A 21,092-nucleotide genomic window follows, 5' to 3' on the forward strand; every position below is an offset into this window, starting at 1 on the left:
ATGCTAGAGCATGCGGCGAGCGGACCCCCGCTCGCCGCACCCAATTTCAGTCCGCGGAAACCGGAGAACGATGCGCGGGACGCCAAAGAACATTTCGCTGCCGCGCCGTCTGATTTGCGACCTCATGCACGCCTCGATGGGCGTGCCCTTCGTCTCGCTGTCCCGTCCGCTCCAGATCCGGCCCCTGCTCGAAGCGCGCGCCGGCGCGATGGCGCCGGCCGGCTGGGCTGCGACGTTCGTCAAGGCCTTCGCCATCGTCGCCGGGGACGAGCCGATCCTGCGCACGGTCTACGCCAAGTGGCCTTGGCCGGCGCTCTACGAGCTACCCAAGAGCGTGGCGCTGGTGGCGATCGCGCGGGTCGAGGACGGCGAGGAATGCGTTCTGCCGCAGCGGATCGCGGCCCCGGAGGCCATGCCGCTCGGCGAGGTCGACGCCCAGATCCGGCACGCCAAGGCGGCGCCGATCGAGGATGTGCCGATGTTCCGCAAGATCATGCGGGCGACCCGCCTGCCGCTGCCGCTGCGGCGGCTGTCCTGGGCGGTGGGGCTCAATTTCGGCCGGCAGCGCGGCAACTGGTTCGGCAGTTTCTCGGTGACGTCGGTGGCGGCCTATGGCGGCGGCGAGCTCCACGCCATCACGCCGGGCCCCTTCATCGTTAGCTATGGGGTGGTCGAGCCGGACCAGACCATCCATGTCGTGATCCGCTGGGACCACCGGGTCACCGACGCCGCCCCGATCGCCCGGGTCCTGACCCGGCTGGAACAGGTGCTGAACACTGAAATCGCTGCCGAATTACGGATGGCCCGGCAGGCGGTCGAGCCGAAGCCGATCCGGGCGGTCCGGACGTAAACTACCGTCGCTCCGGGGCGGCTCGCAGAACCGAACCCGGAACCTCGAGATTCGATGCTAGTCGCATCGCCCCGGAACGACCGGAGCAACGTTGACAGGACGCCCCAAACTCCCCTAAAAGCCGCCTGCTCGCGGGCCGATTTCGGCCCGCGAAGCGTTTCGCGACCCGTGGTCCCTGTCCCTTCAAGCTTTGGGGATCGGACCTGTCGGTGCCGGGCTAGCCCGTCACACAGGAGGGCGCGTTTCCTCAAACCATGAACCTGAAGAGGACGCGATGACTAAGCGCAGTGAGGCGAAGTACAAGATCGATCGCCGTATGGGCCAGAACATCTGGGGCCGCCCGAAGAGCCCCGTGAACCGCCGCGAGTACGGCCCCGGCCAGCACGGCCAGCGCCGCAAGGGCAAGCTCTCCGACTTCGGCGTGCAGCTCCGCGCCAAGCAGAAGCTGAAGGGCTACTACGCCAACATCTCCGAGCGCCAGTTCCATGGCATCTATGTCGAGGCGAGCCGCCTCAAGGGTGACACCGGCGAGAACCTGATCGGCCTGCTCGAGCGTCGTCTCGACACGGTCGTGTACCGCGCCAAGTTCGTCTCCACGATCTTCGCCGCGCGCCAGTTCATCAACCACGGCCACATCAAGGTGAACGGCCGCAAGGTCAACATCTCGAGCTATCAGCTCAAGGTCGGCGACGTGATCGAGGTCAAGGAAGCCTCCAAGCAGCTCGCCCACGTGCTCGAAGCCAGCCAGCTCCCCGAGCGCGACATTCCCGACTATCTCGAAGTCGACCATGGCAAGATGACCGCGAAATATGCGCGTATCCCCGGCCTCTCCGACGTGCCGTTCCCGGTGCAGATGGAGCCGCACCTGGTCGTCGAATTCTATTCGCGCTGATAACCCAGCAAATCACCGTTCAAAGGCCCCGGCAAAACCGGGGCCTTGTCGTTTGAGGCTGCCACTCCCATGTCTCGATCCAGCTGTGCTATGATTGCACATGGTGGAGCTTGATCATGACGCGTCTGCTGGAAGAGGCCTTTAGCAAGGTTTCCGCCCTGCCCGACTCCGAGCAGGACGAACTGGCGCGAACGCTGCTCGAACTCGCCGGCGTCGATCAACCGCCGATCCAGCTGACTGCGCTAGAAGAGGCGGATCTGGCCGAGGCGGAGGCCGAGATCGCCCGCGGCGAACTCGCCACCAATGACGAAGTTCGCGCGATGTGGGCAAAGCACGGGCTGTGAATGTCCGCTACACACGGCGGGCTCTCGCCCAGATCGATGAAGTACTGACCTACATCGAGTCGCGATCCCCCCGGGGGAGCAGCCCAAGTGCGCGACCGCATTGTCGCTCTCATCGCACTGCTCCAGGATCATCCCTATGCGGGGCGCCAGACGACGCGCGCATACGTCCGTCGCCTGCCGGTCAATCCTTACCCCCTATCTGATCGATTATCGTGTGACCGCGACAGAAATCGTTATTATGCGATTTCGTCACGCCGCCCGTCGTCCACCCAGGACTCGCTGACCGCGAGTCAATGTAACTGCGCAGGGAGCAATGCTCATGCTCTACACCCCTCCCCCCGTCGATCCCAAGGCGCCGCCGGTGCGCGTCAATTTGCTCTCGGACACGCAGACGCGGCCGACGCCTGCAATGCGCGAGGCGATGGCGCGGGCGGAGGTCGGCGACGAGCAGGTCGGCGACGATCCGACCGTGAACGCACTCTGCGAACGCGTCGCCGATCTCCTTGGCAAGGAGGCCGCTGTGTTCATGCCCTCAGGCACGATGTGCAACGTCACGGCAACGTTGGTGCATTGCCGTCCGGGCGACGAGATCCTCGCGCATGAGACCGCCCACATCATCGCCCGCGAAGGCGGCGCGCATGCCGCGATCGGCGGCTTCCAGGTGACGCAACTGAAAGGCCCCGACGGTCAGTTCACGCCGGAGACGTTCCGCAAGGCGCTGCACCCGCGCACGCGCTACCAGCCGCCGCAGACGGTGGTCAGCGTCGAGCAGACGGCCAATATCGGCGGCGGTACGATCTGGAAAAAGGCGGCGCTCGACGAGATCGTCGCGATCGCGAAGCAACACGGCCTCGTCACCCACATGGACGGCGCGCGCCTTTTGAACGCCACTGTTGCCACCGGAATCTCCCCGCGCGACATGACCGCCGGCTGGGATTCGGCCTGGATTGACTTCTCCAAGGGCCTGGGTGCACCGATCGGCGGCGTGCTGGCGGGCTCCCGCGCCTTCATCGACGCGGTCTGGCAGTGGAAGCAGCGCCTCGGCGGCTCGATGCGGCAGGCCGGCATCTGTGCGGCGGCCTGCATCTATGCGCTCGACCATCACGTCGAGCGGCTTGCCGACGACCACGCCAATGCGCGGGCGCTCGCCCGCGGGCTGTCGCAGATCGCAGGCATCGAGGTGCAGGAGCCCGAAACCAATCTCGTGTTCTTCAAGCCCGACGGCACCGGTATCGCCGGCGACAAGATGGTCGCCGCACTCCGCCACCGCGGCGTGATGCTTGCGATGATGGACGGCCGCATCCGCGCCTGCACGCATCTCGACGTGACGGCAAGCCAGATCGAGGAGACGATCGGCCACGTGCGCGAGATCGTGCGCGGGGTGTAATCAGCGCCCCATCGCTTGATAGATCAGCGTCTTCAGCGCCAGTTGAATCCGGCCCCGCTGCGACGGGGTCTGCACCATGAAGATCCCGAACAGATCGTCGTCGGGATCGATGAAGAAGAAGGTGCCGCCCACGCCGTCCCAGCGATATTCGCCGAGCGGCCACGAGGTGGTCGGCGGCACCGAGGTGCGCACCGCGAAGCCGAGGCCAAAGCCCGAATTCGCGCCCGGATAATAGTTCTGATCGCGCGCGATCTTGGTCTCGGCTCCGATGTGATCTGACGCCATCAGCGCGATGGTCTCCGGCTTCAGAAAACGCCGGCCCGCATAGGTGCCGCCATTCAGCAGCATCTGCGCGAAACGGGCATAGTCGCCGACCGTGCCGACCATGCCGCCGCCGCCCGATTGCCATTTCAGCGGCCGCCGGGGATCGCGCACCTGCGTCGTCGAATTGATGTCGCGGTCGTCCGGCATCGGCTCGGCAATGCGAGGGAATTTGGCGGGATCGGCGACGTAGAACGCAGTCTCGCTCATGCCGAGCGGATCGAGCAGCCGTTCCTTCTCGAACTGCAGCAGCGTCTTCCCGGAGATTACCTCGACGACGCGGCCGAGCACGTCGGTGGAATGGCCGTAGTCCCAAACCGTGCCCGGCTGCTCGACCAGCGGCAGCGTGGCAATCTTCGCGACGAAGTCGGCATTGGTGAGGTCGCTATCGAAGAGGTTGGCCGCAGCATAGAGCTCGCGCACTGCGCCGCCGCCATAATAGCCGTAAGGCAGCCCGGAGGTGTGGCGCAGCAGGTCCTTGATCGTGACCGGACGATTGAGCGGCTCCAGCGCCAGCCCGACCTTGCCGTCCTCGGCCTTCTTCTCGACACCGACCTTCATACCGGCAAAGGCCGGAATGTATTTCGAGACGGGATCGTCGAGCGCGAGCTTGCCCTCCTCGACCAGCATCATCGCCATGACAGAGGTGATCGGCTTGGACATCGAATAGAGGCGGAAGATCGTGTCCGCGCTCATCGAGATCTCGGTCGCGACATCGCGGACGCCGAAATTCTCGTAATAGACCGGCTTGCCGTGCTGCTGCAGCAGCAGAATGGCACCGGGAATCTTGCCGATCGCGATCTCGTTCCTGATGTAGTCGGAGACCTTTGCCAGCCCTTCGGGCGAGAACGTGCGTGCGACGCGTCCCCCGGAGCCCGCCTTGGCACCGATTGCACCGAACAGGAGGACGAGCGCCGCGATGAGCGCGTGGCGCCCGCACATGTCACTTCTCCATCGCCTCATAGATCAACTGCTTCAGCGTCCGCTGCACGCGCTGGCGCTCGCTCGGGGTCTGCTCCAGCAGGACGAAGAACATGTCCTGCTTGCGGTCGACCACCAAATAGCAGCCGGAGGCGCCGTCCCATTTCAATTCGCCGAGATCGCCGGGTGGCGGCGGCTTGGCGTTACCGGGATCGGTGCGCACGGCAAACCCAAGTCCCATGCCAAAACCGTCACCGGGAAAATAGAAGTAGTCCCGCGCAACGCCGGAGTCCTTGCCGGCATGGTCCGATGCCATCAGCTCGAACGTCTTCGGGCCGAGATAGGTCTTGCCCTCGAACGTTCCTCCATTGACCAGCATCTGCGCAAAGCGCGAAAAGTCCGCCATGGTCGAAACCATGCCGCCGCTGGCGGATTCCCACTTCTGGCGAACCTCAGTCCTGTACTCGCGGCCGACCCGGAAATTGCTGTCGTTCGGCAGCGGCTGGGCGAGCCGTTTCAGCCTTTCCGGTTCGGTGACGAAGAAGCCCGTATCGGTCATACCGAGCGAATCGAGCAGTTTTTCCTTCTCGAGCTCGAGCAATGACTTTCCGGACACGATCTCCATGATCCGCGCCAGAATGTCGGTGGAATGGCCGTACTGCCAGAGCGCGCCGGGTTGATTGTGCAGCGGCAGCTTGGCGATCCGCTCGGCGAACTCGGCGAGGTCGAACTCGCCCGCGTAGATATTGGCCTCCTTGTAGGCCTTGCGCACCAGACTGTCGCCGTAGAAGCCGTAGGTGATGCCGGAGGTATGGCGCATCAGGTCGAGAATGGTAATGGACCGGGCCAGCGGTACCAGCTCGAGCGTCTTGGTGCCGTCCTCGGCCTTCTTCTCCTCACCGACCTTCATATTTGCAAAGGAGGGAATGTATTTCGAGACGGGATCGTCGAGCTTAATCTTTCCGTCCTGGATCAATTGCATCGCCACAACGGAGGTGATCACCTTGGTTAGCGACGACAGGCGGAAGATCGTCTTGTCGGTGATCGGCGCCTTGCCGACCACGTCCTGCACGCCGAAGGCTTCGTGATAGACCGGCCTGCCGTGCTGCTGGATCAGCACAGTCGCGCCAGCGATCTTGCCGGTTGCGACCTCGTTCTTGAAGAACTCGCTGACCCTGGCGAGCTTGTCCTGATTGAAATGCGCGCCGGCCGGGATCTCGTAGGTCCCTTCCGCCTGCGCCAGCGATATTGCTCCCAACGACATCAAAGCGCCGCAGACAAGCGCGCGCAGACCAAAATGTGAAATCATATCCCCTCCCCGGAACATGGCCCGGCGGAGTGTACTGACCGGCTCAATCGGCACAAGAGCCGCCGTGCCGCGCAAGCGCCTCGGCATGGAGGCGGGCGCTCGGCTCCGAGAAGCAGCAAAACACCACATGCGTGACAGACGGTGCCCCGGGCAGTGCTTCGATCGTGGTGCGGACGGCAATGTCGGCGGCGCGGTCGGCGGGGAAGCGGTAGACTCCGGTCGAAATCGCGGGGAATGCCACCGAAGTCAGTTGATGCTTCCGGCACAGCTCCAGAGATCGGCGATAGCAGGAGGCAAGCAGGTCGTCCTCGCCGCGCGTGCCGCCGTTCCAGACCGGTCCAACGGTATGGATCACATGGGCGGCCTTAAGCCGATAACCCTTGGTGATCTTGGCGTCGCCCGTCTTGCAGCCGTGAAGCATGCGGCATTCGGCGACGAGCTCGGGCCCAGCGGCCCGATGGATCGCCCCATCCACGCCGCCCCCGCCGAGGAGCGACGTGTTGGCGGCGTTGACGATGGCGTCAACGCCGAGCGTGGTTATGTCGGCAACAATGACGTCGAGCTGCGCGCCCCCGATCCGGCGCGTCAGCGTGGTCACGCGTCAGGCCGCGGCGTTGACCGCGACGCCCTTGTCGGAGAAGAGCTGCTGCAATTCGCCGGCCTGGAACATCTCGCGGACGATGTCGCAGCCACCGACGAATTCGCCCTTCACATAGAGCTGCGGGATGGTCGGCCAGTTCGAGTAGACCTTGATGCCGTTGCGCAGCTCGGCGGATTCGAGGACGTTGAGGCCCTTATAGCCAACCCCGAGATGGTCGAGGATCTGGACGACCTGGCCGGAAAAACCGCACTGCGGAAACTGCGGCGTGCCCTTCATGAACAGAACCACGTCGTTCGACTTCACTTCGTTGTCGATGAATTCCTCGATGCTCATATCCGTGTCCTTCTGGGGCGGAGCCCTCAATAATCGCTTCGGGCGGCTCAGCCGATTTAACCCGATACCTGCCTATATATGTAGCCCAAACTATTGTGCATCCAAAGTAAAATGGCGGCGACGAGGCTCCAGGCCCCCCTCCGGAGCCCGTCCGGGCGATGGGCTGATGACGCTAATATCATCGCCGGGGAGGACTTTTATCCCGTAACGGAGGCCCTATCTAGGACGAACCTGAATTTTGGAACCGGGCTACGCCAACAACGTTCTCTTGTCCTGTCTGGAGAAAAACGTGACGAAACAAGCCTCCGCCACGGCCACCGACCCGCTTTCGTCACTGGTGTCCGGCTCGGGCGGCCTCGCCCGGGCGCTGGAAGATGCTTTTCTCACCGTGCGCAACGAGACGGAGCGCCGAGCCGCGCCCCTCTCGCCGGAGGACCAGCAGATCCAGTCCATGCCGGACGCCAGCCCCGCGAAATGGCACCGGGCGCATACTACCTGGTTCTTCGAGCAGTTTCTGCTCAGCGAGCACTGTCCGGACTACCGGCCCTTCCATCCCGACTTCGCGTTTCTGTTCAATTCTTATTACGTCAGCGCCGGGCCTCGTCACGCCCGGCACCGCCGTGGCGACATCACGCGGCCGAGCGCCGATCAGGTCGGCGCCTATCGCAAATACGTCGATGCGGCCGTCGTGAAATTCTTCCGCGAAGCCGATGCGGATAAGCTGCGCGCAATCGCGCCGCTGGTCGAGGTCGGGCTCAATCATGAGCAGCAGCATCAGGAATTGATGTTCACGGACATCCTGCACGCGTTTGCGCAAAATCCGGTCCTTCCGGCCTACGATCCGGACTGGCGCTTCCCGGCCTCGACGCGGACGGGCGAGGATTGGCTGACGCTCAACGAGGGCATCCACAGCATCGGGCACGCCAGCGACAGCTTCCACTTCGACAACGAGAAGCCCGCGCATCGCGCGCTCGTCGGCCCGGTCAGGATCGCGCGCAACCTCGTCACCAATGGCGAATGGCTCGCCTTCATGCGCGACGGCAGCTATCGGACCGCAACGCTGTGGCTGATGGACGGGTTTGCTACCGTCAATAATGAGGGCTGGGACGCGCCGGGTCATTGGCGCGAGGTCGGTGGTCAATGGCATGTCATGACCCTGGCCGGCCTCAAGCCGGTCGATCCCGACGCACCCGTCTGCCACGTCAGCTACTACGAGGCGGATGCGTTCGCGCGCTGGGCGGGAAAACATCTGCCGACCGAGATGGAGTGGGAGGTCGCCGCCCGCGCCGGCCAGCTCAACGACGCCTTCGGCATCGTCTGGCAATGGACCCGCAGCTCATATTCGCCCTACCCAGGCTATCGCGCGATCGAAGGCGCGCTCGGCGAGTACAACGGCAAGTTCATGGTCAACCAGCTCGTGCTGCGCGGCTCCTCGCTTGCAACCCCAAGCGGGCACAGCCGTATCACCTATCGCAACTTCTTCTATCCCCACCATCGCTGGCAATTCACGGGATTGCGGCTCGCCGACTACGACTGAGTTCTCATCCGACGACAACCGCGCGCCGGACAGCGCGTTCAGGAGAGTATCATGAATGTGCACGGCAGCGCCTTGGCCGAAGCCCATCTGCCCGACGATCAGACCACCGCCTTTGCCCGCGAGGCCATCGAGGATCTGTCGCAGCAGCCCAAACGGCTATCGCCGAAATATTTCTACGACGCGACCGGATCTGAACTGTTCGAAGCCATCACACGCCTGCCGGAATACTATCCGACGCGGACCGAGCTTGCGATCCTGAGGGAGCGCGGCCGCGAGATCGCGGCGATCATTCCCGAGCTTGCGGCGCTGGTCGAGTTCGGTGCGGGCGCGACGACGAAAGTCCGCCTGCTGCTCAACCACTGCAAGTTCGCAGCCTATGTGCCGGTCGACATCTCCGGCGACTTCCTCAAGGCGCAGGCGAATGGTCTGAAGCGAGACTTCCCTTCGCTCGGCATCTATCCGGTAGCAGCCGATTTCACCACGCCGTTCGAGCTGCCCAAGGCCGTCGCATCAATGCCCAAGGTCGGCTTCTTCCCCGGCTCGACCATCGGCAATTTCGAGCCGCACGAAGCTCGGGCCTTCCTTAAGAGCGCGCGCGAGATTCTGGGCGACGGCGCGCTGATGATCATCGGCGCCGATCTCGAGAAGGACGAGCGGGTGCTCCACGACGCCTATAACGATGCCGCTGGCGTCACCGCACGCTTCAACCTCAATGTGCTGGTGCGCATCAACCGCGAACTCGGCGGCAATTTCGACCTCTCCGCCTTCACTCATCGCGCAATTTACGATCGCGAGCGGCACCGCATCGAGATGCACCTGATCAGTAAGAAGAGCCAGACCGTGCGCATGCTGGGGACGAGCTTCTCGTTCCGCCCCGGCGAAAGCATCCACACCGAGAACAGCTACAAATACAGCCTCGAACGCTTCGCGGCGCTGGCGCAGGGTGCCGGCTGGCGGGTGCGCGAGACCTGGACGGATGAAGCGAGGATGTTCTCGGTTCACGCATTGGAAGCCGCGGCGTAAGCTCCCTGCGGCCGAACGGGCCATCAGGTGTCCTTCAGCCATTGCGTCAGCATGTCCCGCACCGACCATTCCTTGGTGCGGATATTGTCGATCCGCCAGCCCTCCTCCTCGCGAACGAAGTCGTAGGTCACGACGGCCGGCGGTCCCGGCCGGTGGTAGAGCTTGCGATAGCTGAGCTTCACGGCGAGGACGGCGGCATCCGGCTTCTGGCTCACAGTCTTGATCGCAAAGTCCTGGAGCTCCGTCGTTAGACGCCCTACCGCAGCCGGCGGTTCAATGTTCCTCGGCCTCTTTCGGCGTCGACCCCAGCGACACTGACTCCCACACCGCGACCACGATCATGATCGCGCTCGTCGCGATCGACAGCCATAACGGGGAGAGATCCGCTGCAAACCAGCTCAGCACGAGCAGCAGGATGATGCCGATGCCGTGCGAGAGCTGGAGGAAGCCGCGGATCGAATGCTTGAACAGGATCGTGCCGACCAGGAACACCAGCGGCCCGCCGATCGTGCTCACGATGGTCCGGATGTCGGAGTGGCCGGTCGGGTGCTTCAGCACCAATTCGTCCGAGACCGCGGTCAGGATGATGCCGGCGACGATCGGCATGTGAAGATAGGTGTAGGCGAGCCGCGCCAGGCGGCCGGATTCGGCAGCCTTCGAGATCAGCTCGGAGCCGGCCTCCGCGCCCTTGTGGAAATAGACCCACCACATCGCGATACTGCCGACGAGCGCCGAGACGAAGGCGAGAATGTTGTCCGCGGTCCAGTCCAGCTCGGCGAAGGTCGCGCCGTTGACGACGACGGCCTCCCCGAGCGCGATGATGATGAAGCCGGCGCAACGTTCGGCCATGTGACCGCCTTCGACGGCCCAGGCCTCGACCGACGAGAAACCCAGCTTCGGGACCCAGAAGCGAACCGCGGGCGACAGGTATTCGATCGTCAGCGCGACGATCCAGAGCCACAGCCTGGTCTCCCCTTCCGCGAAGCCTCCGAGGATCCAGAAGATCGCGGAGCCGGACAGCCAGACCAGAATCCGGATGGCGTTGTGCCGCACCGCGACACGGTGTGGCGGAGTTGCGAGCAGCCAGAACGCCGTGCGTCCGACCTGCATGGTCGCATAGGCGATCGCAAACCACAGGCCGCGCCCTTCGAATGCCGTCGGGATCGTCGTCGACAGCACGAGTCCGCCCAACATCATCACAAAGAGCAGGATCCGGACCGGCGTCAGCTCGGGATTGAGCCAGTTGGTGACCCAGGTGGTGTAGACCCACACCCACCACACCGCGAGAAACAGCAGCGTGACGTGCACCGCCCCGGGCGGTGTGAAGTGGTGCAGGAGCGTGTGCGAGATTTGCGTGACCGCGAAGACGAAGACGAGGTCGAAGAACAGCTCGGCATAGGTGACGCGGCTGTGCTGGTTCGGCACGATGACACGAAACATCGCGCCGCGAGGATTGTCCGCAGCCATCTTCATCCCCTGCGCGAGAAAGCTCAGCCCGTCGTCAGCTTCCTGGCACCCCGGTCTGCAGCGCCAGGGCATGCAGCACGCCGCCCATCTGGCCGCGCAGCGACTGATAGACGATCTGGTGCTGCTGGACGCGGGACTTGCCGCGGAAGGATTCCGAGATCACGGTCGCGGCATAGTGGTCGCCGTCGCCGGCGAGGTCACGGATGGTTACCTCGGCGTCGGGGATCGCTGCCTTGATCATCGCCTCGATATCGCGGGCGTCCATTGGCATTCGAGTCTCGCTCCTTCTGGTCTCGTTCGGCTTCGAATCACTGCCGGGGTCCCCGGTACCGGCTGGGCGAAACTTAGCGTGAACGGTCTTCTAGGTCACGCTTTGAGGCACTATATCCCTGATCCGACCAGGATAAAGGCACGACATAGTGCCGCGCGCGGCAGATTGATCGAAAAGGCGTGAAATCATGAAGCTTCCGGGCCCCGACCATCCCATCACCATCACCCAAAACCCCCGGCGCGTCCGCGTGACGGCCGGCGACATCGTGATCGCGGATACCACCAAGGCGCTGACGCTGAAGGAGGCGAAATATCCGGCGGTGCAATACGTACCGCGGGAGGACACCAACATGGCGCTGCTCGAGCGCACCGACCGCGTCACCCATTGCCCCTACAAGGGCGACGCGAGCTATTACAGCGTCAAGGCCGACGGCAAGACGCTCGACAATGCGATCTGGACCTACGAAACGCCCTTCCCCGCGATGGCGGAGATCTCCGGCCATCTCGCCTTCTATCCGGACAAGGTGAAGATCGAGGAAGTGGGGTAGCTGGAGAGTACGTCATTCCGGGGCGGTCCGCAGGACCGAACCCGGAATCTCGAGATTCCGGGTCTGGTGCTGACGCACCATCCCGGAATGACACATGGAGCTACGCCCTGAATATCGTGAGTCCCAGCACCAGAAGCACCAGGAAGATCGCGACGAAGATGTAGAACAGGAAGCGGGCGATGTCGGCGGAGGTGGCCGAGATGCCGGTAAAGCCGAGCACGCCGGCCACGATCGAGATCAGCAGGAAGATCAGCGCCCATTTCAGGATTGTCATCGCCAGCTCCGACACCTCAGTGCCGCCCTTGACGGCCCTCAACCATTCCGTGAACCCTAACTTCGCGACACGGGACTGGTTCCTGAGCCTCCCTGAGAGCGATGCGGTGGCGTAAACTGCCCTTGCTGAATCCGGTTCCCGGCGGCACAGTTTGGCTGGGACAGGGACGCAACCGGGGCGACCATGATCACGATCTCACATTCAGCAACGGTCGGCGCGGACGTTCACGCTGCACCAAAGAGCAGGGCGCGCAACCTGTCGCTCGACCGCGCCCGCACCTTCCTGACGCTGGTGGTGCTGCTGCACCATGCCGTCATCCCCTATACTTACTTCGGTCATACCGACCCGAAATTCTTCTTCGGCTTCGACATGATCGTCCTGGCCACCGACAGCTTCTTCATGGCGATGTTCTTCTTCCTGTCGGGCTTGTTTGCGTGGTCGGGCATCGCCCGCAAGGGACCGCTGAACTATTTGACAGATCGCCTGCTTCGGCTTGGCCTGCCGTTCGTGATCTGCGCATTCACGATCATTCCGCTCGCCTACTACGCCATCTCGCTCCGGCAGCATCCCGAGATCGGCTTTTCGGAATACTGGTGGAATATGGTCACGAAGGGCCCGTGGCCGAGCGGGCCGATCTGGTTCCTTTGGGTCCTGCTCGGCTTCGACGTGGTGGCTTGCATATTGCATCGGCTGTCACCCAACCTACTCGATCCGATCAACCGCCTCTCGCTGCACGGTCGCCGCCGGCCCGCCGTGTTCTTCGCGGTCATGCTTGCCGTCACCGCAGCGTTCTATGTCCCCGGGCTGATGCGTTATGGACCAAGCAGCTGGTTCGAATTCGGGCCGTTCTCGGTGCAGCACGGGCGCGTGATGCTCTATGCGAGCTACTTCTTTTTCGGTGCCGGCATCGGCGTCGCGAATCTGGATCGCGGCCTGCTCGCGGCAGACGGCCGGATGGCGAAGGTCAGCTGGGACTGGATGGTCTTGGCGATCGTTCCGTATTGCCTGCTCTGGGTGCTGATCTTCATCAAGCGCGAAATACTGGGAAATCCGTCGCCGCTGCCGAACTGGTATGAGGGGCTCTATGCCCTCTGCTTCGCTGTCTTCAGCGTGGCCATCATGTTTCTGATCCTGGCCTTTTTCCAGAGGTTCAGACAATCAGGCTCAGCCAAGCTACTCGATCCGATGCAGGCGGACGCCTACGGCATGTTTTTGGTGCACTACCCGATCGCGCTTTGGCTGCAATACTGGCTGTTCGACTATGACCTGCCAGCGATCGTCAAGGCGACGATCGGGTTCGTGCTGACAGTCGCGTTCAGTTGGGCGCTAACGCGCGCCTTGCGCCAGATCCCCGGGGCAACGAAGGTGCTGTGACGCGACAAGTTGATCCGTAGCCCGGATGGAGCGCAGCGAAATCCGGGGTCTCTCGCCGTTAGTACAGTCCCGGATTACGCTGCGCTCCATCCGGGCTACGGGTCTGAGAATGTGGAAGCTGCTTACGCCGCCTTGCCGCTCATGTACTCCGGCAGCCAGCGCTCGAACGACTTGCGCAGCGCGTCGATTGAAACCGGTGCTTCGCCTGCGATCGCAATCGCATCGCCGCCGGTGGTGCCGATCCGGGCGCAAGGCACCTCGCAGCCGCGCATCTTGGCGAGCACGCGACCGGCTTCCGCCTCCGGCACGGTGACGAGATAGCGCGCCTGATCCTCGCCAAACCAGTACGCCTGCGAGATGAGCGCGGCCGGTGCCGCCAAGAGCCGCGCGCCGATGCCGCTCGCCATCGCCATCTCCGCAAGCGCGACCAGCAGGCCGCCGTCGGAGAGGTCGTGCGCCGCGGTCGCGGTGCCCGCATGGATCATGCCGCGCACGACGTCACCGTTGCGCTTCTCGGCGGCGAGATCGACCGGCGGCGGCGCGCCCTCCTCGCGACCGCAGATGTCGCGCAGGTACACGGACTGGCCGAGCCAGCCGTGTGTTTCCCCGATCAGGAGGATCGCCTCGCCCTCGGCCTTGAAGGCGAGCGAAGCCGACTTGGTGAAGTCGTCGAGCAGGCCGACGCCGCCGATCGAGGGCGTCGGCAGGATCGCGCGGCCGTTGGTCTCGTTGTAGAGCGAGACGTTGCCGGACACGACCGGGAAGTCGAGCGTGCGGCAAGCCTCCGAGATGCCCTTCAGGCAGCCGACGAACTGGCCCATGATCTCGGGCCGCTCCGGATTGCCGAAGTTGAGATTGTCGGTGATCGCGAGCGGCTTGCCGCCGACGGCGGTGATGTTGCGCCAGGCTTCCGCCACCGCCTGCTTGCCGCCCTCGAACGGATCGGCCTCGCAGTAGCGCGGTGTGACGTCGACGGTCAGCGCGAGCCCCTTCGGCCCGTCCTGCACGCGCACGACGGCGGCATCGCCGCCGGGACGCTGAACGGTGTTGCCGAGGATGACGTGGTCGTACTGCTCCCAGACCCAGCGCTTGCTGCACAGGTCGGGCGTACCGATCAGCTTCTCCAGCGCGGCACCGAGGCCCATCGGCGCCGGCACGTCGCGGGCGTGCACGACCGGCAGGGCCGCGGACGCGACATGCGGCCGGTCATAGACCGGCGCCTCGTCGCCGAGCTCCTTGATCGGCAGATCGGCCATCACGTCGCCGCCATGCTTGACCACGAAGCGCTTGCTCGGCGTGGTGTAGCCGACCACGGCGAAATCGAGCCCCCATTTCTTGAAGATCGCCTCGGCTTCCTTCTCCTTCTCGGGCTTGAGCACCATGAGCATGCGCTCCTGGCTCTCCGAGAGCATCATCTCGTAGGCGCTCATGCCGGTCTCGCGAGTTGGCACCGCGTCGAGATCGAGATCGACGCCGAGATCGCCCTTGGCGCCCATCTCGACCGCCGAGCAGGTCAGGCCCGCCGCGCCCATGTCCTGGATCGCGATGACGCAGCCCTTCTCCATGATCTCGAGGCAGGCCTCGAGCAGCAGCTTCTCGGCGAAGGGATCGCCGACCTGCACGGTCGGGCGCTTCTCTTCGGAATTGTCGTCGAACTCGGCCGAGGCCATCGAGGCGCCATGGATGCCGTCGCGGCCGGTCTTGGAGCCGAGATAGACGATCGGCATGTTCACGCCGGAGGCGGCCGCATAGAAAATCTTGTCGGCGTCGGCGAGGCCCACGGCCATCGCATTGACGAGGATGTTGCCGTCATAGCGGGTGTGGAAGCGCACCTGGCCGCCGACCGTCGGCACGCCGAAGGAATTGCCGTAGCCGCCAATGCCGGCGACGACGCCGGAGACGAGATGCCGGGTCCTGGCATGTTCGGGCGCGCCGAAGCTGAGCGCGTTGAGGCAGGCGATCGGCCGGGCGCCCATGGTGAAGACGTCACGCAGGATGCCGCCGACGCCGGTGGTCGCGCCCTGGTAGGGCTCGATGTAGCTCGGGTGGTTGTGGCTCTCCATCTTGAAGACCACGGCCTGGCCGTCGCCGATGTCGATCACGCCGGCGTTCTCGCCGGGCCCCTGGATCACCCAGGGCGCGTTGGTCGGCAGTCCGCGCAGGTGGATGCGCGAGGACTTGTACGAGCAGTGCTCGTTCCACATCGCCGAGAAGATGCCGAGCTCGGTGAAGGTCGGCTCCCGCCCGATCAGCTTCAGGATGTGCTCATACTCGTCGGGCTTGAGCCCGTGGGCGGCAACCAGTTCGGGGGTGATCTTGGGTTCGTTCTTCGACATGGATTCGGGGCTTTCGGCGAGGTTGGCCGTTCTTAGGAACATCAGGAGCCTGCGAAAAGCCCTTTATGGCGCATTTTACCGCTGTCCCAAGTTTTGCAGCCGGGGTCCGCGGGAACGGCAATTGCAAGGCGCTGACGGATCGGATTTAAGGGCAAAACACTCGTAATTGAAGGCCCATTTCCTTGCACGAACTGACCAAAGCGACCCCGCCCCGTCGGCCCGACCTGCACATCGCGACGGAGGGGGAATTCAAGGGCTGGCGGACCTGGATTCGCGACAGTTTTGAGAGCCATATCGGCCCGTTCTGGCACAAGATCGAGGAGGACGGCAGCGTCCGCTGTGCCTTCCGGGTCGAGAAAAAGCACCTCAATGGCGCCAGGAACGTCCATGGCGGATGCTTCATGGCGTTTGCCGACTACTGCCTGTTCGCGATCGCCACCCATGAGCTGGACGGGCCGGCGGTGACGACCAATTTCGCCTGCGAATTCCTCGACGCGGCACGCGAGGGCGAGCTGATCGAATGCACGGGGGAAGTCTCCCGCGCCGGCGGCTCGCTGATCTTCCTGCGTGGCAAGATGACGTCCGGCGAGCGACCGCTGTTCACCTTCTCCGGCACGATCAAGCGGGTGAAGCGGAAGCCGCCACCACAGCCAAACGCATAGCTCCGCGCCTTCCCTTTTGGCGCGCCCTCGCCCAGACTTGGGCGGGGCGCTTTCGCGCCGGGGAGCAAGCAAAAGGTGCCGCAGAGCACATCGGGGACGGGTCGCACCGCGGCACCTGCGCCAACGCCTTTACCGACCATCGCAGCGGGTGCCGCGCGCGACTGGCGCGACTATGCGCTGCTGCTCGCGCTCGCCTGCTGCTGGAGCTCCACCTATCCCCTGGCCAAGCTCGCGCTCGACACGATCCCGCCGATCACCTTCATCTCGGCGCGCTCGCTGATCGCCGCCGCCTTCCTGTTCGCCATCTTGCGGATGCGCGGCGTCAGGATCCCGACGGACGCAAAAGCCCGGAAGCTGTTCGCGACCCAGCAATTGATCAACTCGACCTTCCCGTTCCTGATCATCACCTGGTCGCAGCAATATGTGCCGGCGTCCAACACGGTGGTGCTGGCCTCGACGACGCCGATCTTCGCCTTCCTGATCACGTCGCTGATCACGCGGCATGAGCCGGCAACGCTGCTGAAGCTCGCGGGGGCGATCCTGGGCCTCGCCGGCACCGTCGCGATCGTCGGCCTCGACGCGCTGCGCGGCTTCGGCAGCGAGATCGTGGCAGAGATCGCGATCCTGCTCGCCACCATCTCCTTCGCCTGCGCGACGATCTTCGGGCTGCGGCTGTCCGACTACGATCCGATGGTGGTGGCGGCCGGGTCGCTCCTGTTCGGCGGGCTCGTGCTGCTGCCGCCCTCGCTCATCATCGACCAGCCCTGGACGCTGCATCCGACGCCGCAGGCGATCGTCGCCACCATCGTGATGGGGATCGTCTCCAGTGCCCTGGGGCTGATGCTGTTCTACATGTGCCTAAGCCGGCTCGGCACGCTGACCACGAATGCACAGGGCTATCTGCGCATTCCGATCGGCGTCGGGTTGTCGGTGGTGCTGCTCGGCGAGAGCGTGCCGTCGAACCTGGCGCTGGGACTGCTGCTGGTCATGGCCGGCGTTGCCGCCATGACGGTGCCGGCCGAGCGGCTGAAGCTGCGGTAGCGCGAAGCGCTACTGCTTGGCGTCGTCCACGAGCAATTTCCGGTACTTCTCGACGTCGCGCGTCACGAGCTGCTGGAGCACCTCCGGTGTGTGCTCGTCGGCGTCAGGCGCAACGGTCGACAGATCGACAAAGCGCTTCTTCACCGCGTCGGTCTCCACCGCGGTGCGCGCAGCCGCATTGAGCTTGGCGGTCACCGCCGGCGGCGTGCCTTTCGGCGCGAACAGGCCGTTCCAGCCCTGCGCCTCGAATTCGGGCCGGCCCGCCTCCGCCGATGTCGGCAGATCGGGCAGCGTGGCCAGCCGCACGGTCGAACCGACCACCAGTCCCTTCACCAGCTTCTCGTTGATCGACTGCGAGACGGACGCGGCGGCATCGCAGACGCCGTCGATCTGGCCGCCGATCGCGTCGGTGAGCGCGGGCGCGGCGCCACGATAGCCGACCAGCGTCGCGTCGATCCCGGCCGCGGTCACGAAGCTCTTGCAGATCAGGTAGTTCGAAGACCCGACGCCGGCATGGCCGAGGTTGATCTTGCCGGGATTGGCCTTGGCGTAAGCGATGAACTCCTTCAGGTCCTTCGCCGGAAAATCCTTGCGCAGGGCGATGATGCCGAAGGTCTTCGCCACCATGGCGATCGGCACGAAGGAGTCCGGCGTGAACGGGAGTTTTGGATAGATCGTGTAGGTGGCGGCGTTCGTGCCGGCGTTGCCGATCGCGATCGTATAGCCGTCCGGCTCGGCGCGGGAGGCGCGCGCCAGCGCGGTCGATCCGCCGGCGCCCGCGACGTTCTCGATCACGATGGTCTGGCCGAGCGCGATTCCCATCTGCTCGGCAACGGTGCGCGCGATCACGTCCGACGTGCCGCCGGCCGCGAACGGCACGATCATCGTGATCGGACGCTTGGGGAAATCCTGCGCGTGCGCCGCGCTCGCGAGGAGAGCGACCGCGATCGCAGCCGACAGCCGCTTCAACATGAATGAAATCACGCGGCCTTTTCCAGGTGCTGGACCAGGCCGGCGAACAGGCCGCGACCATCGGTGCAGCCCATGATGTCCTCGACGTGATTTTCGGGGTGAGGCATCATGCCGAGCACGTTGCCCTTGTCGTTGACGATGCCGGCAATCGATTGCGCGGCGCCGTTGATATTGTGGGCTTCATCCACCACGCCGTCGGCCGAGCAGTAGCGATAGAGCACCCGGCCCTCGCCTTCGAGGCGCTTGATGGTCTCCTCATCCGCCTCGTAGTTGCCTTCGCCATGGGCGACCGGCACGCGGATCACCTGCCCCGCATTGTAGCCGCGGGTGAACGGCGTGTCGGAGCGTTCGACGCGCAGATGCACGTCATGGCAGATGAATTTCAGCCGCGCATTGCGCATCAAGACGCCCGGCAACAGGCCGGACTCGCAAAGGATCTGGAAGCCGTTGCACACGCCGAGCACGAGGCCACCCTTGGCCGCGTAATCGCGCACCGCATCCATCACCGGCGCGCGCGCTGCGATGGCACCACAACGCAAATAGTCGCCATAAGAGAAGCCGCCGGGCACCACCACGAGATCAGTTCCAGCCGGCAGCGAAGTCTCGGCATGCCACACCATCGCGGGCTCGTGTCCCGAGATCAGCTTCAGCGCACGCGCCATATCGCGGTCGCGATTGATTCCGGGAAAGACGAGGATGGCGGCTTTCATGGCTTAAGTTCCGGGCGAGAATTGGAATCGGGCTGGCGCGACGGCCAAATCGCCAGCAGACATAACCATTTGACGGGGATTTTACCAGTGCTAGCCTCAGCAGACGGCTTTGTGCACAGGCCATAACCGGCCACTTGGCCGAACGATCTGCCCGGGATTGCAGCCATGAATGTCCCGTCCTCGCCAACTTCCCCAGCTGAACCGGTCTCCACTGAGGGCGTCGTCGCGGCTGGCGCCTATGTCGACGGCCGTCGCGTCGCCAATATCGCCATCAGCGAGGCCTCGAGCTGGCGGGCAAAGCCCGGGCACGTCGTCTGGATCGGCCTGGCACGATGAGCTCTCGATGGTGCGCCCGACCATGCAGCCGCTGTTCCGCGACGTCACCGATCACGTCCGCAATATCCAGGAGCGCATCGATTCCATGCGCGAAGTGCTCGCCTTCGCGTTCGAGGCGAGCCTGCTGGTCGGCCAGGCGCAGGAGACCGCAGTCTCGAAGAAGCTCGCCTCGTGGCTTGCGATCCTCGCCATCCCGACCGCGCTGGCCGGCATCTACGGCATGAACTTCAAGAACATGCCGGAGCTGCAGTGGGAGTACGGCTATTACCTGCTGCTGAGCGTAATGGCGATCTCATGCATCGCGCTCTATTTGCGCTTCCGCCGCGCCGGGTGGCTGTGACACCCGGGCGGCGGCGCGAAAGCTACACGATCTCGACGCGATAGTTCTCGATCACGGTGTTGGCGAGCAGCTTGTCAGCAGCCTCTTTCAACACGGCCTCCGCCTTGGCCTTGTCCGCGCCGGCGAGCTCGATGTCGAACACCTTGCCCTGGCGGACGCTGGCGACGGCGTCGACGCCAAGCGATTTCAGCGCGCCTTCGATGGCCTTGCCCTGCGGATCGAGGATGCCCGTCTTCAAGGTAACGGTAACTCGTGCCTTCACGTCGAAATCCTCTCTCAGCTCTTCACCAGCACCGGGCCGGAGCCCGCCGGACGCTCGTTTTCCATCAGGATGCCGAGGCGTTTTGCGACTTCGGTATAGGCCTCGAGCAGGCCGCCGAGGTCGCGGCGGAAGCGATCCTTGTCGAGCTTCTCGTTCGACTTGATGTCCCAGAGACGGCAGGAGTCCGGCGATATCTCGTCGGCGACGATGATCCGCATCATTTCGTTCTCGAACAGCCGCCCGCACTCCATCTTGAAGTCGACGAGGCGGATGCCGATGCCGAGGAAGAGGCCGGTGAGGAAGTCGTTGACGCGGATGGCGAGCGCCATGATGTCGTCGATCTCCTGCGGCGTCGCCCAGCCGAAGGCGGTGATGTGCTCTTCCGACACCATGGGGTCGTTGAGCTGGTCGTTCTTGTAGTAGAATTCGATGATCGAGCGCGGCAGCTGCGTGCCCTCCTCGATGCCGAGGCGCTGCGACAGCGAGCCGGCGGCGACGTTCCGCACCACCACTTCCAGCGGCACGATCTCGACCTCGCGAATCAGCTGCTCGCGCATGTTGAGGCGGCGGATGAAATGGGTCGGCACCCCGATGTCGTTGAGGTGCTGAAACAGGTACTCCGAGATCCGGTTATTGAGGACGCCCTTGCCCTCGATCACCTGATGCTTCTTTGCATTGAACGCGGTGGCGTCATCCTTGAAGTGCTGGATCAGGGTGCCCGGCTCCGGACCTTCGTAGAGGACCTTTGCCTTGCCTTCATAAATGCGACGCCGACGGCTCATGGGGATGTACCGTGTTTTGTTGAAATCCATGAATTTGGTGTGCTCCGGTTGATTAGGATTACGACCCACAGCGGAGCTGCCGTGAACGGCATGGAACCCGTGGAAACAGAACGGGAACCAAGCCTTTAGGCAACCTATCCGATTGGCTGTCCCAGCACAATCGATCCGACCGTCCGGCGCCAACTTATACCGTCTTGCCT

General features: G+C 64.1%; 24 protein-coding genes and 1 pseudogene. 12 read left to right on the forward strand and 13 right to left on the reverse strand.

Features of this window, described 5'->3' with window-relative positions; all coding sequences use genetic code 11:
• The first annotated feature begins 70 nt into the window (after positions 1-70).
• The 4 genes from AYJ54_RS25825 (at position 71) to AYJ54_RS25840 (ending at position 3,473) form a co-directional block, all read left to right on the forward strand.
• On the forward strand, positions 71-850 hold the full coding sequence (locus tag AYJ54_RS25825; protein WP_063703218.1) for a hypothetical protein: 780 nt from the start codon (positions 71-73) through the stop codon (positions 848-850).
• A 274-nt stretch (positions 851-1,124) separates the two neighbouring features.
• Positions 1,125-1,742, forward strand: coding sequence for a 30S ribosomal protein S4 (gene rpsD / locus AYJ54_RS25830; RefSeq protein WP_063703220.1), 618 nt, complete (start codon positions 1,125-1,127; stop codon positions 1,740-1,742).
• A 116-nt stretch (positions 1,743-1,858) separates the two neighbouring features.
• Positions 1,859-2,086, forward strand: a complete 228-nt coding sequence (locus AYJ54_RS25835; protein WP_063703222.1) for a hypothetical protein — start codon at positions 1,859-1,861, stop codon at positions 2,084-2,086.
• A gap of 319 nt (positions 2,087-2,405) precedes the next feature.
• Complete coding sequence (locus tag AYJ54_RS25840) at positions 2,406-3,473, forward strand: threonine aldolase family protein (protein ID WP_063703394.1); 1,068 nt, start codon at positions 2,406-2,408, stop codon at positions 3,471-3,473.
• On the opposite strand, the gene AYJ54_RS25845 is transcribed toward AYJ54_RS25840, so the two are convergent.
• Genes AYJ54_RS25845 through grxD form a run of 4 tightly spaced genes read right to left on the reverse strand, consistent with a single transcriptional unit; the run spans position 3,474 to position 6,958 of the window.
• Positions 3,474-4,736 (reverse strand): serine hydrolase domain-containing protein, encoded by a 1,263-nt coding sequence (locus AYJ54_RS25845; protein WP_063703224.1) that lies wholly within the window; start codon positions 4,734-4,736, stop codon positions 3,474-3,476.
• Between the two features lies 1 nt (position 4,737).
• Positions 4,738-6,024: a serine hydrolase domain-containing protein gene (locus AYJ54_RS25850; protein WP_063703226.1), complete on the reverse strand. Its 1,287-nt coding sequence runs from the start codon at positions 6,022-6,024 to the stop codon at positions 4,738-4,740.
• Positions 6,025-6,067: 43 nt separating this feature from the next.
• Positions 6,068-6,622, reverse strand: coding sequence for an O-acetyl-ADP-ribose deacetylase (locus AYJ54_RS25855; RefSeq protein WP_063703228.1), 555 nt, complete (start codon positions 6,620-6,622; stop codon positions 6,068-6,070).
• 3 nt (positions 6,623-6,625) lie between these two features.
• Complete coding sequence (gene grxD, locus AYJ54_RS25860; protein WP_063703230.1) at positions 6,626-6,958, reverse strand: Grx4 family monothiol glutaredoxin; 333 nt, start codon at positions 6,956-6,958, stop codon at positions 6,626-6,628.
• Positions 6,959-7,196: 238 nt separating this feature from the next.
• On the opposite strand from grxD, the gene egtB reads away from it, so the two are divergent.
• Together egtB and egtD are read left to right on the forward strand one after the other, a co-directional pair.
• A complete protein-coding gene (gene egtB / locus AYJ54_RS25865) occupies positions 7,197-8,495 on the forward strand; it encodes an ergothioneine biosynthesis protein EgtB (protein WP_063703232.1) in 1,299 nt (432 codons plus the stop codon).
• Between the two features lie 51 nt (positions 8,496-8,546).
• On the forward strand, positions 8,547-9,518 hold the full coding sequence (egtD, locus tag AYJ54_RS25870; protein WP_063703234.1) for an L-histidine N(alpha)-methyltransferase: 972 nt from the start codon (positions 8,547-8,549) through the stop codon (positions 9,516-9,518).
• A gap of 23 nt (positions 9,519-9,541) precedes the next feature.
• Here the strand turns inward: egtD and AYJ54_RS25875 are convergent, their stop codons facing one another.
• From AYJ54_RS25875 to AYJ54_RS25885, 3 genes are read right to left on the reverse strand one after another with little or no spacing between them, the layout of a single operon-like run.
• Positions 9,542-9,733, reverse strand: a complete 192-nt coding sequence (locus tag AYJ54_RS25875) for a hypothetical protein (protein WP_063703272.1) — start codon at positions 9,731-9,733, stop codon at positions 9,542-9,544.
• A gap of 58 nt (positions 9,734-9,791) precedes the next feature.
• Entirely contained in the window at positions 9,792-10,985 is a 1,194-nt protein-coding gene (locus tag AYJ54_RS25880; protein ID WP_063703396.1) for a low temperature requirement protein A, read from the reverse strand.
• Between the two features lie 34 nt (positions 10,986-11,019).
• Positions 11,020-11,256, reverse strand: a complete 237-nt coding sequence (locus AYJ54_RS25885; protein ID WP_063703274.1) for a BolA family protein — start codon at positions 11,254-11,256, stop codon at positions 11,020-11,022.
• 187 nt (positions 11,257-11,443) lie between these two features.
• Between AYJ54_RS25885 and AYJ54_RS25890 the strand changes: the two genes are divergently transcribed.
• Positions 11,444-11,803, forward strand: a complete 360-nt coding sequence (locus AYJ54_RS25890) for a DUF427 domain-containing protein (protein ID WP_063703276.1) — start codon at positions 11,444-11,446, stop codon at positions 11,801-11,803.
• A 100-nt stretch (positions 11,804-11,903) separates the two neighbouring features.
• Here the strand turns inward: AYJ54_RS25890 and AYJ54_RS25895 are convergent, their stop codons facing one another.
• Entirely contained in the window at positions 11,904-12,077 is a 174-nt protein-coding gene (locus AYJ54_RS25895) for a DUF1328 domain-containing protein (RefSeq protein ID WP_082905856.1), read from the reverse strand.
• Between the two features lie 183 nt (positions 12,078-12,260).
• Between AYJ54_RS25895 and AYJ54_RS25900 the strand changes: the two genes are divergently transcribed.
• Positions 12,261-13,451, forward strand: a complete 1,191-nt coding sequence (locus AYJ54_RS25900; protein WP_063703279.1) for an acyltransferase family protein — start codon at positions 12,261-12,263, stop codon at positions 13,449-13,451.
• 122 nt (positions 13,452-13,573) lie between these two features.
• Here the strand turns inward: AYJ54_RS25900 and purL are convergent, their stop codons facing one another.
• Positions 13,574-15,787, reverse strand: coding sequence for a phosphoribosylformylglycinamidine synthase subunit PurL (gene purL / locus AYJ54_RS25905; RefSeq protein ID WP_063703398.1), 2,214 nt, complete (start codon positions 15,785-15,787; stop codon positions 13,574-13,576).
• A gap of 182 nt (positions 15,788-15,969) precedes the next feature.
• Between purL and AYJ54_RS25910 the strand changes: the two genes are divergently transcribed.
• Entirely contained in the window at positions 15,970-16,449 is a 480-nt protein-coding gene (locus tag AYJ54_RS25910) for a PaaI family thioesterase (RefSeq protein ID WP_063703282.1), read from the forward strand.
• A 75-nt stretch (positions 16,450-16,524) separates the two neighbouring features.
• The gene (locus tag AYJ54_RS25915; protein ID WP_063703284.1) at positions 16,525-17,490 is read left to right on the forward strand and encodes a DMT family transporter; all 966 of its coding nucleotides are present in this window, start codon (positions 16,525-16,527) and stop codon (positions 17,488-17,490) included.
• A gap of 9 nt (positions 17,491-17,499) precedes the next feature.
• Here the strand turns inward: AYJ54_RS25915 and AYJ54_RS25920 are convergent, their stop codons facing one another.
• Together AYJ54_RS25920 and purQ are read right to left on the reverse strand one after the other, a co-directional pair.
• A complete protein-coding gene (locus AYJ54_RS25920) occupies positions 17,500-18,474 on the reverse strand; it encodes a tripartite tricarboxylate transporter substrate binding protein BugD (RefSeq protein WP_063703285.1) in 975 nt (324 codons plus the stop codon).
• Positions 18,471-19,172 carry a phosphoribosylformylglycinamidine synthase subunit PurQ gene (gene purQ / locus AYJ54_RS25925; RefSeq protein WP_063703287.1) on the reverse strand — a complete coding sequence of 234 codons (702 nt, stop codon included), beginning with the start codon at positions 19,170-19,172 and terminating at the stop codon, positions 18,471-18,473. Before purQ ends, AYJ54_RS25920 begins: the two co-directional genes overlap by 4 nt.
• A gap of 165 nt (positions 19,173-19,337) precedes the next feature.
• Here purQ and AYJ54_RS52750 point away from each other — a divergent pair, with 165 nt between their 5' ends.
• Together AYJ54_RS52750 and AYJ54_RS52755 are read left to right on the forward strand one after the other, a co-directional pair.
• A complete protein-coding gene (locus tag AYJ54_RS52750; RefSeq protein WP_245329125.1) occupies positions 19,338-19,508 on the forward strand; it encodes a hypothetical protein in 171 nt (56 codons plus the stop codon).
• 22 nt (positions 19,509-19,530) lie between these two features.
• Positions 19,531-19,848 (forward strand): annotated as a pseudogene (locus AYJ54_RS52755) (CorA family divalent cation transporter); the annotation flags it as partial.
• A 22-nt stretch (positions 19,849-19,870) separates the two neighbouring features.
• Here the strand turns inward: AYJ54_RS52755 and purS are convergent.
• Both purS and purC read right to left on the reverse strand, forming a co-directional pair.
• Positions 19,871-20,110 (reverse strand): phosphoribosylformylglycinamidine synthase subunit PurS, encoded by a 240-nt coding sequence (gene purS, locus AYJ54_RS25935; RefSeq protein ID WP_063703289.1) that lies wholly within the window; start codon positions 20,108-20,110, stop codon positions 19,871-19,873.
• Positions 20,111-20,124: 14 nt separating this feature from the next.
• Complete coding sequence (gene purC / locus AYJ54_RS25940; RefSeq protein WP_008974302.1) at positions 20,125-20,892, reverse strand: phosphoribosylaminoimidazolesuccinocarboxamide synthase; 768 nt, start codon at positions 20,890-20,892, stop codon at positions 20,125-20,127.
• Positions 20,893-21,092 lie beyond the last annotated feature (200 nt).

The organism is Bradyrhizobium centrolobii, from assembly GCF_001641635.1.
Taxonomy (GTDB): domain Bacteria; phylum Pseudomonadota; class Alphaproteobacteria; order Rhizobiales; family Xanthobacteraceae; genus Bradyrhizobium; species Bradyrhizobium centrolobii.

Bases quoted from the DNA above. Each gene is read 5' to 3' on its own strand.
- AYJ54_RS25825 (WP_063703218.1), top strand. From the start codon at position 71: ATGCGCGGGACGCCAAAGAACATTTCGCTGCCGCGCCGTCTGATTTGC.
- rpsD (WP_063703220.1), top strand. From the start codon at position 1,125: ATGACTAAGCGCAGTGAGGCGAAGTACAAGATCGATCGCCGTATGGGC.
- AYJ54_RS25835 (WP_063703222.1), top strand. From the start codon at position 1,859: ATGACGCGTCTGCTGGAAGAGGCCTTTAGCAAGGTTTCCGCCCTGCCC.
- AYJ54_RS25840 (WP_063703394.1), top strand. From the start codon at position 2,406: ATGCTCTACACCCCTCCCCCCGTCGATCCCAAGGCGCCGCCGGTGCGC.
- AYJ54_RS25845 (WP_063703224.1), bottom strand. From the start codon at position 4,736: ATGTGCGGGCGCCACGCGCTCATCGCGGCGCTCGTCCTCCTGTTCGGT.
- AYJ54_RS25850 (WP_063703226.1), bottom strand. From the start codon at position 6,024: ATGATTTCACATTTTGGTCTGCGCGCGCTTGTCTGCGGCGCTTTGATG.
- grxD (WP_063703230.1), bottom strand. From the start codon at position 6,958: ATGAGCATCGAGGAATTCATCGACAACGAAGTGAAGTCGAACGACGTG.
- egtD (WP_063703234.1), top strand. From the start codon at position 8,547: ATGAATGTGCACGGCAGCGCCTTGGCCGAAGCCCATCTGCCCGACGAT.
- AYJ54_RS25880 (WP_063703396.1), bottom strand. From the start codon at position 10,985: ATGGCTGCGGACAATCCTCGCGGCGCGATGTTTCGTGTCATCGTGCCG.
- AYJ54_RS25885 (WP_063703274.1), bottom strand. From the start codon at position 11,256: ATGCCAATGGACGCCCGCGATATCGAGGCGATGATCAAGGCAGCGATC.
- AYJ54_RS25890 (WP_063703276.1), top strand. From the start codon at position 11,444: ATGAAGCTTCCGGGCCCCGACCATCCCATCACCATCACCCAAAACCCC.
- AYJ54_RS25895 (WP_082905856.1), bottom strand. From the start codon at position 12,077: ATGACAATCCTGAAATGGGCGCTGATCTTCCTGCTGATCTCGATCGTG.
- AYJ54_RS25900 (WP_063703279.1), top strand. From the start codon at position 12,261: ATGATCACGATCTCACATTCAGCAACGGTCGGCGCGGACGTTCACGCT.
- purL (WP_063703398.1), bottom strand. From the start codon at position 15,787: ATGTCGAAGAACGAACCCAAGATCACCCCCGAACTGGTTGCCGCCCAC.
- purQ (WP_063703287.1), bottom strand. From the start codon at position 19,172: ATGAAAGCCGCCATCCTCGTCTTTCCCGGAATCAATCGCGACCGCGAT.
- AYJ54_RS52750 (WP_245329125.1), top strand. From the start codon at position 19,338: ATGAATGTCCCGTCCTCGCCAACTTCCCCAGCTGAACCGGTCTCCACT.
- purC (WP_008974302.1), bottom strand. From the start codon at position 20,892: ATGAGCCGTCGGCGTCGCATTTATGAAGGCAAGGCAAAGGTCCTCTAC.